At 74.7% G+C, this 13,777-nt stretch carries 11 protein-coding genes; 2 read left to right on the top strand and 9 right to left on the bottom strand.

The genetic code is table 11. The features are described 5' to 3' along the window. Positions 1-7: 7 nt before the first annotated feature. From ACI79V_RS10075 to ACI79V_RS10065, 3 genes are read right to left on the bottom strand one after another with little or no spacing between them, the layout of a single operon-like run. Complete coding sequence (locus ACI79V_RS10075) at positions 8-1,159, bottom strand: acyl-CoA dehydrogenase family protein (protein WP_456888831.1); 1,152 nt, start codon at positions 1,157-1,159, stop codon at positions 8-10. Between the two features lies 1 nt (position 1,160). After that, complete coding sequence (locus ACI79V_RS10070; protein WP_456888829.1) at positions 1,161-3,161, bottom strand: ATP-binding protein; 2,001 nt, start codon at positions 3,159-3,161, stop codon at positions 1,161-1,163. A 43-nt stretch (positions 3,162-3,204) separates the two neighbouring features. Next, on the bottom strand, positions 3,205-4,857 hold the full coding sequence (locus tag ACI79V_RS10065; protein WP_456888828.1) for a carboxyl transferase domain-containing protein: 1,653 nt from the start codon (positions 4,855-4,857) through the stop codon (positions 3,205-3,207). Positions 4,858-4,903: 46 nt separating this feature from the next. On the opposite strand from ACI79V_RS10065, the gene ACI79V_RS10060 reads away from it, so the two are divergent. Next, the gene (locus tag ACI79V_RS10060) at positions 4,904-5,515 is read left to right on the top strand and encodes an SACE_7040 family transcriptional regulator (protein ID WP_456888825.1); all 612 of its coding nucleotides are present in this window, start codon (positions 4,904-4,906) and stop codon (positions 5,513-5,515) included. Positions 5,516-5,587: 72 nt separating this feature from the next. On the opposite strand, the gene ACI79V_RS10055 is transcribed toward ACI79V_RS10060, so the two are convergent. The 5 genes from ACI79V_RS10055 to ACI79V_RS10035 all read right to left on the bottom strand — a co-directional run bounded on the left by ACI79V_RS10055 (position 5,588) and on the right by ACI79V_RS10035 (position 11,813). Further along, complete coding sequence (locus ACI79V_RS10055) at positions 5,588-6,169, bottom strand: dihydrofolate reductase family protein (RefSeq protein ID WP_456888823.1); 582 nt, start codon at positions 6,167-6,169, stop codon at positions 5,588-5,590. A gap of 153 nt (positions 6,170-6,322) precedes the next feature. Next, positions 6,323-8,002, bottom strand: a complete 1,680-nt coding sequence (locus tag ACI79V_RS10050; RefSeq protein ID WP_456888822.1) for an AMP-binding protein — start codon at positions 8,000-8,002, stop codon at positions 6,323-6,325. An 81-nt stretch (positions 8,003-8,083) separates the two neighbouring features. After that, positions 8,084-8,947 (bottom strand): PhzF family phenazine biosynthesis protein, encoded by an 864-nt coding sequence (locus ACI79V_RS10045; RefSeq protein ID WP_456888820.1) that lies wholly within the window; start codon positions 8,945-8,947, stop codon positions 8,084-8,086. Positions 8,948-9,011: 64 nt separating this feature from the next. Then, positions 9,012-11,204 carry an MMPL family transporter gene (locus ACI79V_RS10040; RefSeq protein ID WP_456888818.1) on the bottom strand — a complete coding sequence of 731 codons (2,193 nt, stop codon included), beginning with the start codon at positions 11,202-11,204 and terminating at the stop codon, positions 9,012-9,014. Positions 11,205-11,210: 6 nt separating this feature from the next. Continuing rightward, positions 11,211-11,813, bottom strand: coding sequence for a TetR/AcrR family transcriptional regulator (locus tag ACI79V_RS10035; protein ID WP_456888816.1), 603 nt, complete (start codon positions 11,811-11,813; stop codon positions 11,211-11,213). A gap of 131 nt (positions 11,814-11,944) precedes the next feature. Here ACI79V_RS10035 and ACI79V_RS10030 point away from each other — a divergent pair, with 131 nt between their 5' ends. Next, positions 11,945-12,781: an HpcH/HpaI aldolase/citrate lyase family protein gene (locus ACI79V_RS10030; protein WP_456888815.1), complete on the top strand. Its 837-nt coding sequence runs from the start codon at positions 11,945-11,947 to the stop codon at positions 12,779-12,781. Positions 12,782-12,827: 46 nt separating this feature from the next. On the opposite strand, the gene ACI79V_RS10025 is transcribed toward ACI79V_RS10030, so the two are convergent. Beyond that, on the bottom strand, positions 12,828-13,709 hold the full coding sequence (locus tag ACI79V_RS10025) for a polysaccharide deacetylase family protein (protein ID WP_456888814.1): 882 nt from the start codon (positions 13,707-13,709) through the stop codon (positions 12,828-12,830). Positions 13,710-13,777: the final 68 nt, after the last annotated feature.

Raw genomic sequence — 13,777 nt, 5'->3', positions numbered from 1 at the left:
GCGGGGCTCAGAGTCCGAGCTGGCGGGCGATGAGCATCAGCTGCACCTCGGTGGTGCCCTCGCCGACCTCGAGGATCTTCGAGTCCCGGTAGTGCCGGGAGACGAGGTACTCGTTCATGAACCCGTAGCCGCCGTGCACCTGGGTGGCGTCGCGGGCGTTGTCCATGGCGGCCTCGCCGGCCACGAGCTTGGCCACCGCCGCCTCCTTCTTGAACGGCAGGCCGGCGAGCATCTTGGCCGCGGCGTCGTAGTAGGCGGCCCGCGCGGCCATCACCCGCGCCTCCATCCGGGCGATCTTGAAGGCGATCGCCTGGTTCGCCGCGATCGGCCGGCCGAACGCCGAGCGCTCCCGCGCGTACCTCATGCTCTCGTCGACGCAGCCCTGGGCGGCCCCGACCGCCAGCGCGGCGATCGCGATCCGGCCCTCGTCGAGGATCGACAGGAAGTTGGCGTAGCCGCGGCCGCGCTGCCCGAGCAGGTTCTCCTCGGGCACCCGGACGTCGTCGAAGGACAGCGGGTGGGTGTCGCTGGCGTGCCAGCCGACCTTGTCGTAGGCCGGCTCGGCGGTGAAGCCCGGCGTGGGCACCGGCACGAGGATCGAGCTGATCTCCTTGCGGCCGTCGGCGAGCTCCCCGGTGACGGCCGTGACGGTGACCAGCCGGGTGATGTCGGTGCCGGAGTTGGTGATGAACGCCTTGCTGCCGTTGATGACCCACTGCCCGTCGGTGAGCACCGCGGTGGTGCGGGTGCCGCCGGCGTCGCTGCCGGCGCCGGCCTCGGTCAGGCCGAACGCGCCGAGGGCCTCGCCGCTGGTCAGCAGCGGCAGCCACTGCTGCTTCTGCTCCTCGGTGCCGAACCGGTACACCGGCATCGCGCCCAGCGAGCAGCCGGCCTCGAGGGTGATCGCGACGCTCTGGTCGACCCGGGCGAGCTCCTCGATGGCCAGGCACAGGGCGAAGTAGTCCCCGCCCATGCCGCCGTACTCCTCGGGGAAGGGCAGCCCGAACAGGCCCATCTCGGCCATGCCGCGGACCACCTCGTACGGGAAGGTCTCGTCGCGGTCGTGCTGGTAGGAGACCGGCGCGACGACCTCGCGGGCGAACTCCTCGACGGTCTTGCGCAGCTGCTGCTGCTCGTCGGTCAGGCGGGTGTCGAGCACGTCAGGACTCCTCGGGCGCGGTGCTGTCGGTGGTGCGGGGGTGGACGACGGCGAGCTCCTGGTCGAGGGCGACCTGGTCACCGACGCGGACGGAGACGTCGACGGTGCCGTCGGCGGGCGCGGTGAGCGTGTGCTCCATCTTCATGGCCTCGACGACGACGAGCGGGGCGTCCTGCGCGACCTCGGCGCCGGACGCGACGTGCACGGCGACGACCGTGCCGGGTAGCGGGCTGCGCACCGTGCGGTCGGCGGTGTCGGCGCCGGCGTGCAGCCGCGCGGGCGGCAGCTCGGTCAGCGCGTACGTGCCGCCGTCGACGTGCACCCAGGTGGTGGCGCCCTCGACGGCGGTGCGCGCGGACGTGGTGGCGCCGTCGACGGTGAGCAGCAGTCCGCCCTCGACGGCCTCGCCGGACACCTCGTGCTCGCCGCCGTCGCCGACCCGCAGCCGGGTGCCGCCGGTCAGCGTGACGGTCAGCCGCGACCCGCCGGGCCCGGCGAGGTCCCAGCGCAGCGGCGCGCGGCGCCCGCCGGTCCGCCAGCCGCTGGGCACCGCCCAGGGGTCGACGAGGGGGCCGGCCGGGCGCAGCGTGGCGAGCCGGGACAGCGCGAGCGCGGCGTAGGCCGCCACCGGGACCTCGGCGGTGGTCAGGGCGTCGAGCTCGCGCTCGACCAGGCCGGTGTCCAGCCGGCCGGCGCGGACCTCGGGGTGGGCGAGCAGCGCGCGCAGGAAGCCGGTGTTGGTGCCGACGCCGAGGACGACGGTGCCCGCCAGCGCCCGGTCCAGCCGGGACAGGGCGGCGGCGCGGTCGGGGCCGTGCGCGATCACCTTGGCCAGCATCGGGTCGTAGCTGGTGCCGACGACCTGCCCCTCGAGCAGGCCGCTGTCGACGCGCACGCCCGGCCCGGCCGGCTCGGCGAGGACCACCGCGGTGCCGCCGGTGGGGAGGAAGCCGCGCGCGGGGTCCTCGGCGTAGAGCCGCGCCTCGACGGCGTGCCCGGTCAGCGCGACGTCGTCCTGGCCGAGGGCGAGCCGCTCGCCGGCCGCCACCCGCAGTTGCTGCTCGACTAGGTCGACGCCGGTGACCAGCTCGGTCACCGGGTGCTCGACCTGCAGCCGGGTGTTCATCTCCATGAAGAACGGCTCGTCGGGCGCCTCACCCGCGACGATGAACTCCACGGTGCCGGCGCCGGTGTAGTCGACGGCGCGGGCGACCTCGCAGGCCAGCGCCCCGTACCGCGCCCGCTGCTCCGGCGTGAGCAGCGGGGAGGGCGCCTCCTCGACGATCTTCTGGTGCCGGCGCTGCAGCGAGCACTCCCGCTCGCCCAGGTGCAGCACGGTGCCGTGGGTGTCGGCGAGCACCTGCACCTCGACGTGCCGCGGGTCGGTGACGAACCGCTCGAGGAACAGCGTGTCGTCGCCGAAGCTCGCGGCCGCCTCGCGGCGGGCGGAGACCAGCGCGGCGGGCAGGTCGGCCGCGGCGTGCACCAGCCGCATGCCCTTGCCGCCCCCGCCGGCCGAGGGCTTGACCAGCACCGGGTAGCCGACCTCGGCGGCCGCGGCCACGAGGTCGTCGTCGGTCATGCCGAGGTCGGTGCGCCCGGGGACGACGGGGACGCCGGCCGCGCTGACGGTCTGCTTGGCGCGGATCTTGTCGCCCATGATCTCGACCGCCTTCGCGGGTGGGCCGACGAAGACCAGCCCGGCGTCGGCGCAGGCCTGCGCGAAGGCGGTGTTCTCCGAGAGGAACCCGTAGCCGGGGTGCACGGCCTGGGCGCCGGTGCGCGCCGCGGCGTCGAGCAGCCGCTCGATCGACAGGTAGGACTGCGCGGCCGGGGCGGGGCCCAGCCGCACGGCGACGTCGGCCTCGCGGACGTGCCGGGCCCCGGCGTCGGCGTCGGAGAAGACGGCGACGCTGCGGATGCCCAGCCGGCGGAGGGTCGCGACGACGCGGACGGCGATCTCACCACGGTTGGCGACGAGGACGGTGTCGAACACGTTCACCTGCTCATCTCAGGAGGTGCCATTACCGCGACAATGGCCACGACTACATCCGGAAGACGCCGTAGGAGACCGGCGCGAGCGGCGCGTTCGCGCACGCCGACAGCGCCAGGCCGAGGACGGTGCGGGTGTCGAGGGGGTCGATGACCCCGTCGTCCCAGAGGCGCGCGGTCGCGTACCAGGCGTTGCCCTGGTGCTCGTACTGCGCGCGGATCGGCTCCTTGAACGCCTCCTCGTCCTCGGCGCTCCACGCGTCGCCGAGCTGGTCGCGGCGCACGGTGGCGAGCACCGACGCGGCCTGCTCGCCGCCCATGACGGAGATGCGGGCGCCGGGCCAGGTGAACAGGAAGCGGGGGGAGTAGGCCCGGCCGCACATCGAGTAGTTGCCGGCGCCGAACGAGCCGCCGATGACGACGGTCAGCTTGGGCACCCGGGCGCAGGCGACCGCGGTGACCATCTTCGCGCCGTGCTTGGCGATGCCGCCGGCCTCGTAGTCGCGGCCGACCATGAAGCCGGTGATGTTCTGCAGGAACAGCAGCGGGATCGAGCGCTGGTCGCACAGCTCGATGAAGTGCGCGCCCTTGAGCGCCGACTCGCCGAACAGCACGCCGTTGTTGGCCACGATGCCGACCGGGTGCCCCTGCACGTGCGCGAAGCCGCAGACCAGCGTGGACCCGTAGAGCGCCTTGAACTCGCTGAACCGGCTGCCGTCGACGATCCGGGCGATGACCTCGCGGACGTCGTAGGGGGTGCGGGGGTCGGCCGGGACGACGCCGGGCAGCTCGGCGGGGTCGAGGGCGGGCTCCTCGGCCGGCCGCACGTCCCACGGGCGCGGGCTGCGCGGGCCGAGGGTGCCGACGATGTCGCGGACGATCCGCAGCGCGTGCGCGTCGTCGTCGGCGAGGTGGTCGGTGACGCCGGAGGTGCGGCTGTGCAGCAGCCCGCCGCCGAGGTCCTCGGCGCTGACGACCTCGCCGGTGGCGGCCTTCACCAGCGGCGGGCCGCCCAGGAAGATCGTGCCCTGGTCGCGGACGATCACCGCCTCGTCGGCCATCGCCGGCACGTAGGCGCCGCCGGCGGTGCACGAGCCCAGGACGGCGGCGATCTGCGGGATGCCCTGCGCGCTCATCGTGGCCTGGTTGAAGAAGATCCGGCCGAAGTGCTCGCGGTCGGGGAACACCTCGTCCTGCATGGGCAGGAAGGCGCCGCCGGAGTCGACGAGGTAGACGCAGGGCAGCCGGTTCTGCAGCGCCACCTCCTGCGCGCGCAGGTGCTTCTTCACCGTCATCGGGTAGTAGGTGCCGCCCTTGACGGTGGCGTCGTTGGCCACGACGACGACCTCGCGGCCGCTGACCCGCCCGACGCCGGTGATGATCCCGGCGCCCGGCGCGTCGCCGTCGTACATGCCGTCGGCGGCCAGCGGCGACAGCTCCAGGAACGGGCTGCCCGGGTCGAGCAGGGTGTCCACCCGGTCGCGGGGGAGCAGCTTGCCGCGGGCCACGTGCCGCTCGCGGGTGCGCTCGGGCCCGCCCAGGGCCGCGGCCGCCAGCTTGTCGTGCAGCTGCGCGCGCAGTTCCTCCTGGGTGGCGGCGTTGCGGGCGAAGGTCTCGCCGCGGACGTCGACCCGGGAGGTCAGCACCGCGCCGGTGTCGACACCTGCCAGGGCGCTCTCCGTCGAGTTAACCGCAGTTAACGTCACGGTGGTCACGTTAACCGACGTTCACTCCCGCCGCTACCATCCCCCCATGACGGGCGCGGTCACCGGCGGTGAGGTCGACACCGCGCTGTCCGCCGACGCCGCCCGCCCGTCGCGGCGCGAGCAGATCCTCCGGGCGGCCGCACAGCTGTTCGCCGAGCGCGGCTCCCGGTCGGTGGGGGTCGACGACGTCGGCGCCGCCGTGGGGGTGACCGGCCCGGCCATCTACCGGCACTTCGCGAGCAAGGACGCGATGCTCGCCGAGATGCTCGAGGGCATCAGCCGGCGGCTGCTCGACGGCGCGCGGGAGCGGGCGGCCGCGGCCGGCCCCGACCCGGCCGCCCAGCTGCGCGCGCTGGTGGCCTTCCAGGTGGACTTCGCGCTGGACAACCCGGCGCTGATCACCGTGCAGGACCGCGACCTGGGCTCGCTGCCGGTCGACGACGCCGCGCGGGTGCGCCGGCTGCAGCGCCGCTACGTCGAGGTGTGGGTCGAGGTGCTCGCCCGGCTGCGCCCGGAGGAGGGCACCGCCGCCAGCCGGGCCCGCGCGCACGCCGTCTTCGGGCTGGTCAACTCCACCCCGCACAGCGCCGGGCGGGTGTCCCGGGCCGAGATGGCCGCCCTGCTCGCCGCCATGGCCGAGGCCGCCGCGACCGCCTGAGCGGGTGCGCCGACGCGGCGTTCCGGGCGCTCGGACACGGCGTCGGCGCACACGCTCCCGGGGCGCACGCGCTCAGCCGTGCAGGGTGGGCCGGTAGACCAGTTCCTGGGTGGAGCCGTCGAGCGTCCGGCTCTCCACCAGCTCGAGGTCGAAGTCGGCCGCGCCGGCGAAGACCGGCTCGGTCCCGGTCCGGCCGGTGATCACGGGGAAGATCGTCACCTGCACGCGGTCGACCAGGCCCGCGGCCATCAGCGCCCGGTTCAGCGACAGGCTGCCGTGCGAGCGCAGCGGCACCGCCGACTCCTCCTTGAGCCGGGCGACGACGTCGACGGCGTCGCCGCGCGCGAGGGTCGCGTCCGGCCAGTCGAGGGGGCCCTCCAGCGTCGTCGAGAGCACCGTCGTCGGCAGGTTCTTCATCGCGGTGTTCACCGGGTCACCGCCACCCGGGTCCTCCGAGGCCGGGCGCAGGTACTCCACGAACTGCCGGAAGGTGGTCGCGCCCAGGACCATCCGCTGCTCCTGCTCGTACTGGGCCAGGCGCCGGTCGAGGAACTCGGGGCCGTGCTTGCCCCAGTAGCCGCCCCAGTCGCCGCCGCTGAAGGAGGCGAAGCCGTCGAGGGTGCAGAGGACGTCGAAGGTGTACGTGGCGGTCACGGTGGGCGCTCCTCGGGTGCGGTCGACCGGTGTGGGGTGCAGACCGGGGACCGCGCCGGGAGTCATCGCCGCCGGGCCGCCCGAGGGTGTGCGCCGACGCCGCGTCCCGGGCCGTGGGACCCGGCGCCGGCGCACTCCCTCGCGGGTGGCGGGTCAGGCGTTGCGGACCGCGGCGGCCTGCTGCAGGCCGAGCTCCTCGACCGACACCTCGCGCATCTCGACCTTGCGCACCTTGCCGGTGACGGTCATCGGGAAGGACTCGACGACCTTCACGTACCGCGGCACCTTGTAGTGGGCGAGCTTGCCCGCGCAGAACTCGCGCAGCGCCTCGGGCGTGAGCGGCTCGGCGCCCTCGCGCAGCCGCACCCAGGCCATCAGCTCCTCGCCGTAGCGCTCGTCGGGGACGCCGATCACCTGCGCGTCGACGACGTCGGGGTGGGTGTAGAGGAACTCCTCGACCTCGCGCGGGTACACGTTCTCCCCGCCGCGGATGACCATGTCCTTGATCCGGCCGACGATGTTGAGGTAGCCCTCGTCGTCCATCACCGCGAGGTCGCCGGTGTGCATCCAGCGGGCCCGGTCGATGACCTCCGCGGTCTTCTCCGGCTCGTCCCAGTAGCCGAGCATCACCGAGTAGCCGCGGGTGCAGAACTCGCCGGGCGTGCCGCGGGGGACGGTGATGCCGGTGGCCGGGTCGACGATCTTCACCTCGAGGTGCGGGTGCACCCGGCCGACCGTGGAGGTGCGCCGGTCGAGGTCGTCGTCGGCGCCGGTCTGGGTGGACACCGGCGAGGTCTCGGTCATGCCGTAGCAGATGGTCACCTCCGTCATGCCCATCTCGGCGACGACCCGCTTCATGACCTCCACCGGGCACGGTGAGCCGGCCATGATGCCGGTGCGCAGGCTGGACAGGTCGTAGGTGCCGAAGTCGGGCAGCGCGAGCTCGGCGATGAACATCGTCGGGACGCCGTAGAGCGAGGTGCAGCGCTCGTCCTGCACCGCGCGCAGCGTGGCCGCCGGGTCGAACGCCGGCGCGGGGATGACCATCGTCGCGCCGTGGCTGGTGGCCCCCAGGTTGCCCATCCCCATGCCGAAGCAGTGGTAGAAGGGCACCGGGATGCAGATCCGGTCGGCCTCGGTGTAGCCGCAGCCCTCGCCCACGAAGAACCCGTTGTTGAGCAGGTTGTGGTGGCTGAGGGTGGCGCCCTTGGGGAAGCCGGTCGTGCCCGACGTGTACTGGATGTTGATCGGGTCGTCGGGGGAGAGCTCGGCGGCGCGGGACTCGAGCAGCGAACGGTCGGCGGCCCGGCCGGTGCTCATCAGCTGCTCCCACTCCGGGTCGCCCAGGAAGACGACCTCGCGCAGCTCGGGGCACTCGCCGCGGACCTCGGCGACCATCGCCCGGTAGTCGCTGGTCTTGAACGACGGCGCGGCGACCAGCACCGAGATGCCGGCCTGGCGCAGCACGAACGCCAGCTCGTGGGTGCGGTAGGCGGGGTTGATGTTGACCATGACCGCGCCGAGCTTGGCGGTCCCGTACTGCACGAACACCCACTCCGCGCAGTTGGGCGACCAGATGCCGACCCGGTCGCCCGTGGCCACGCCCAGGGCGTCGAGGCCGAGGGCGCAGGCGTCGACGTCGGCGACCAGTTGCGGGTAGGTCCACCGGCGGCCGGTCGCGCACTCCACCAGCGCCTCGTGGTCGCCGACCCGCGCCGCCGTCCGGTCCAGGTTCGCCCCGATGGTGTCCCCGATCAGGGGGAGGGTCGAGGTGCCGCTGGCGTAGGAGGGCAGGGCCGGCGCCGTCGCCGGGCCCGGAGCTGGCTGGGTCACTGCTGGTCCTCTCGTCCGGGAGCGCTCAGGAGAACTGTGCCGCGTGGAGGAGCGCGACGGCACCCCCGATCGCGGGGGACCTCAGCCGGGGATCCGGACGGCGCGGCCGCCGACCTCGATGCCGCTGCCCGGCTCCGCGGGGACGTACACCGACAGCGTGCTCGGCCGGCCCATGTCCGCGCCTTGCAGGACGGTCAGCCGGGAGGGCGCCGGGACGTGCCCGCCCTCCCGGAGGTAGCCGCCCAGGGCCGCGGCCGCCGCGCCCGTGGCCGGGTCCTCGACGACGCCGCCGGGCGGGAAGGGGTTGCGGGCGACGAACGTGGTCGGGTCCTGGCGCCACACCAGCGCCACCGTCGTCCAGTCGCGGTCGGCCATCAGCCGGCCGAGCCCCGGCACGTCGTAGTCGAGCAGGGCCAGCCGCGCGCGGGAGGCCAGCGGCAGCACCGGGTGCCAGGCGCCGGCGTAGGCCACCCGCGGCGGCAGTGCCGGGTCGAGGTCGCCGCGCGACATCCGCAGCAGGTCCAGCAGCCGGTCGAGGTCGTCGTCGGACAGGGCGGCGGTGCGGGGCGCGACGCTGGTGAGGGTCGCCGTCCAGGCGCCGTCGGGCGTGCGCTCGGTGCGCACCGGCACCTCGCCGGCGAGGGTGTGCAGGTGCAGCGTCCCGCCGCCGGAGCGCTCGGCGGCGGCGACGGCGGCCGCGATCGTGGCGTGCCCGCAGAAGGTGACCTCGGCCAGCGGGCTGAAGTACCGCGCGACCGGACCGTCGGGCTGCGGGACCAGGAACGCCGTCTCGGAGTAGCCGACCTCCGCGGCGATGGCGAGCATGCGCTCGTCGGTGAGCCCGGTCGCGTCCAGGACGACGCCGGCCGGGTTGCCGCCGGACGGGTCGTCGCTGAAGGCGACGTAGCGCAGGACCTGGGGACGGGTGACCGGAGGCGTGACCACCCCGACATGAGACAGCACGGCCCGCCTCCCCGGGAGGGGAGGCGGGCCGCGGGGAGGCGCCGGGTCAGCGCGGGTCGCCGACCAGCTCCCGCTCGGCCGGCGCGCCCGGGTGCCGCTCCAGCGCCGCGCCCTCGACGTCGAGCACCGGCAGCCAGGACAGCCAGCGCGGCAGCCACCAGGCGCGCCCGCCGAGCAGCGCCAGCGCGGCCGGGACCAGCACCATCCGGACGACGAAGGCGTCGACGAGGATCCCGACGGCCAGCGCGAAGGCGATCGAGGTGATCGTCGGCTCGGCGCCCGGCACGAAGCCGGCGAACACCGAGAACATGATCAGCGCGGCCGCCACGACCACCGGCGCCGCCTGCCGGAACCCGGTGCGGACGGCCTCCAGCGGCGGGGTGCCGGAGCTGTGCGCCTCGTGCATCCGCGACACCAGGAACACCTGGTAGTCCATCGCCAGGCCGAACAGGATGCCGATGACCAGGATCGGCGTGAGGCTCAGCAGCGGTCCGGTGCTGTCGACGCCGAGCGCGCCGGCCAGCCAGCCCCACTGGAACACCGCCACGGTGGCGCCCAGCGCGGCGCCGATGGTGAGCAGGAAGCCCAGCACGCCGACCAGCGGCACCAGCAGCGACCGGAACACCAGGACCAGCAGCACCAGCGCCAGCCCGACGACGAGCAGCAGGTACACCGGCAGCGCCTCGTCCAGGCTCTGGGCGACGTCGACGCTGACCGCCGTCGCCCCGGTGACCGAGGCCTCGACGCCGTCGAGGTCGGCCAGCGCGGCGCGCAGGTCGGTGACCAGCCGCTCGGTGGCCTCGCTCGCCGGGCCGGACTCCGGCACCACCGTGAGCAGCGCCGCGGTGCCGTCGGCAGCGGGGACCGGCGGGGAGACCACGGCGACGTCGTCGAGCCCGGCGACCTCCGCGCTGACCCCCGCGGCCGCCTCGACCGCCCCGTCGCCCTCGAACAGGACGGTGATCGGGCCGCGGAAGCCCTCGCCGAAGCCCTCGGCGATCAGCGCGTCGGCGCGCGCGGCGGTGCTGTCCCCGGCCGGCGACTGGATGAGCGTGGTGCGCAGCGAGGCGACCGGGACGGCGGCCACGCCCAGGGCGAGGACGGCCACCAGCAGCGAGGCCACCCGCCGGGAGGTGACGGTCGCGACCCAGCCGGCGAGGAACCCGCGGCCGCGGGCCGGCGCCGGGGCCGACGCCGCCACCGCCGCGCGGGCCCGCCGCGGCAGGACCCGGTGCCCGAGCAGCGCCAGCACCGCCGGCACCAGGGTCAGCGCGACCAGCACCGCGACGACGATCGTGCCGGCCGCGGCCAGGCCCATCTGGGTCAGGAAGGGGATGCCGGCGACGAAGAGCCCGGCCAGCGCGATGACGACGGTCAGCCCGGCGGTGACCACCGCGGAGCCGGCGGTGCCGACGGCCAGGCCGATCGAGGTGCGCACGTCGGTGCCGCGCAGCAGCTCCTGCCGGTGTCGGGTGACGATGAACAGCGTGTAGTCGATGCCGACGGCCAGGCCGAGCATCGCGGCGAGGATCGGCGTCGTCGAGGACAGCTCGGTGAAGCCGGTCGCGATGGTGATGCCGAGGACGCCGACGCCCACGCCGACCAGGGCGGTCAGCAGGTTCATGCCGGCGACCACCAGCGCGCCGTAGGTGACGGCCAGGACGAGCAGGGCGACGACGACGCCGACCACCTCGGACGGGCCGCCGACGGCCGGCACCTCCTCGACCGCCTGGCCGGTGACCTCCACGGTCAGCCCGCCCGCGCCGGCGTCCGCGCCGGCGTCCTCGACGGCCGACAGCAGCGCCTCCCGCTGCTCGGGGGTGACCCCGCCGTCGCCGCCGTAGGTGACGGTGCTGTAGCCGGTGTCCTGCGCCGCGTTCACCGTGGGGGCGGCCCGGTCCAGCGGGTCGGTCGCCGAGGTGACGCCGGGGAGCGCGGCGAGCGTGCCGACCAGCTCGGCGAGCGCCGCGGCGTTCTCCGGCGTGGTGAGCTGCGCGCCCTCGGGGGCGGCGACGACGACCTGCGCGGTGACCCCGCCGGCCGCGGCGCCGAACTCCTCGTCGATGCGCTCGAGCGCGGTGGTGGACTCCTGGCCGGGGATGGCGAACTCGGTCGAGGTCTCGCCCGCGAGCGTGGCCGCGCCGGCGCCGCCGGCCACGAGGACGAGCAGCCACACGGCGAGGACGGCGAACCGGTGCCGCGCGGAGGAGGTCCCGAGACGGGACAACAGGACTGCCATGGACGATCAGGCCTCCGCCTGGGTGGGGTGGGAAGGGAGCGCGCGCGGACGCCGGTGTCCGAGCGCGTCGAGGCACGTGGCGACGACCAGCGGCCGCCACGCGGTGGTCCGGTCCGCCTGCTGGGCGGTCAGGGTCAGGACGGCGAGCGCGGCGAGGGCGCCGACCACCCGCACCAGGCGCTCGGGGTCGGCGCCGTCGTCGCCGGGGTGGACGCCGAAGCACTCGAGCACCGCGTTCTCCGGAGCGCCCGGCTCGCGCCCGCCGCCGTCGGCGAGCTCGGTCACCGGGGCCAGCAGCAGGGCGACGAAGCCGGGGTGGCCGAGGGCGACGTCGACGAGGACGTCGACGGCGCGGCGGTCGCGCGCGGGCCCGGGCGGCAGGTGCCGCACCGCGGCGAGCACCTGCTGGCCCAGCGCGTCGGCGTGGGCCAGGACCGCCTCGTGCAGCGCGTCCTTGCTCGGGAAGTGGTGCAGCAGGCCGGCCTTGGACAGGCCCACGGCACCGGCGACGTCCTGCAGCGAGGTCTTCGCGTAGCCGCGGCGGGCGAACAGGCCGGCGGCCCGGTCGAGGATGCCCTCGTCGATCTGCTGCCGGAAGGGGCGTGCCACGGGACGCGACGCTACGCCGGGACCGACCGATCCGGTCGGTCGACCGTCCGATCCGGTCGGGTGGGGTGCATCACGTCCCGCCCACCGGGAGTCGGCTCGGTCGCCGCGGCGCGCCGCGCGAGGATGACGTCATGACGACACGCACGAGGGTCGGTCCGGCGGACGCACGGTCGTGGCTGCTGGTCAACGGCGCCCGCCCGGAGCTCTTCGACGAGCGGTACGCCTCCCGCGCCGACCAGGTGGTCCTCGACATCGAGGACGCCGTCGACCCGGCGCGCAAGGACGAGGCGCGCGCCGGCGTCGTCGCCTGGCTCGGGGACGCCGGCCGCCGGGCCTGGGTGCGGATCAACGACCACTCGACCCCGTGGTGGGAGCACGACGTGGCCGCGCTCGCCGGCCTGCCCGGGCTGGCCGGTGTGGTGCTGGCCAAGACCGAGGCCGCCGAGCACGTCACCGAGACCTTCGACCGGCTCGGCGGCGCGACCCCGGTGCTGGCCCTGGTGGAGTCGGCGCTGGGCATCGAGGAGGCGGTGAACGTCGCCCGGGCGCGCGGCACGTTCCGGCTGGCGTTCGGCAGCGGCGACTACCGGCGTGACACCGGCACCAGCGCCGACGACCTGGCGATGGCCTACCCGCGGTCGCGGCTGGTGGTGGCCAGCCGCATCGGCGACCTGCCCGGGCCGATCGACGGGCCGACGGTGAGCACCAGCCACCCGGTGCTGCGCGAGCAGTCGGCGGTCACCGTCTCCCTCGGCCTCACCGGCAAGCTCTGCCTGGACCCCGAGCAGGCGCCGGTCATCAACGAGGTCATCAGCCCCGCGCCCTCCGACGTCGCCTGGGCCCAGGCGTTCCTCGCCGACTTCGAGGCCCGCGGCCAGGTCATCCGCGACGGCAGCGACCTGCCCCGGCTCGGCCGCGCCCGCAAGATCGAGCGGCTGGCCCGCACGTTCGGCGTCCAGCCCGCCTGAGGTGCCCGCCCGGCCGGGGACGGCACCCCGGCCGGGCCGCCCGTGGTCAGGCCCGGCGCGGGGAGCGGGCCGCGAAGTCGTCGGCGATCTGGTCGAAGGTCATCCACCGGACGCCCTCGTGGGCGCTCACGTGGTCGATCAGCCGCTCGAGCATGAGCAGCACCTGGGGCCGGCCGGACACGTCGGGGTGCACGGTGAAGGTCACCACCGCGTAGTCCATCTCGCGGTGGACCCAGTCGAACTGGTCGCGCCACATCTCCTCGAGGTGGCGGGGGCTGACGAAGCCGTGGCTGTTCGGGCTCGCCTTGACGAACATCATCGGCGGGAGGTCGTCGAGGTACCAGCTCGCCGGGATCTCGATGAGGTCGGTCTCCCGGCCCCGGACCAGCGGCGTCATCCAGGTCTCGGCCGGCTGCGAGTAGTCGATCTTCGTCCAGCGGTCGCCGACCCGGACGTAGTAGGGCTCGAAGTCCCGGTGCATGAGCGAGTGGTCGTACTTGACGCCCCGCTCCAGCAGCAGCTCGTTGGTGACCGGCGAGAACTCCCACCACGGGGCGACGTACCCGGTCGGCCGCCGGCCGGCCCGCTGCTCGACGAGCTCGATGCAGCGGTCGAGCACCGCGGACTCCTGCTCGCGGCTCATCGCGATGGGGTTCTCGTGGCTGTAGCCGTGCAGACCGATCTCGGAGCCGGCCGCGACGCACGCGTCGAACTGCTCGGGGAAGGTCTCGATCGAGTGGCCCGGCCAGAACCAGGTGCTCGGCAGGTCCCGGCGGCCGAACAGCTCCAGCATGCGCGGGACGCCGACCTCGCCGGCGAACAGGCCGCGCGAGATGTCGTCGGGTGAGTCCTCGCCGCCGTAGGACCCCAGCCAGCCGCCCACCGCGTCGACGTCGACGCCGAAGGCGCAGAGGATCTCCTTGGGCATGCCCTTCTCCTCTCGGGTCTGCCGGGCCGCGACCTGCGACCGGGCTCGTCCGGGCTCTCCCGGGCTCT

This window comes from Geodermatophilus sp. SYSU D00700, from assembly GCF_054050255.1.
This window is presented reverse-complemented; position numbering and strand designations above follow the sequence as displayed.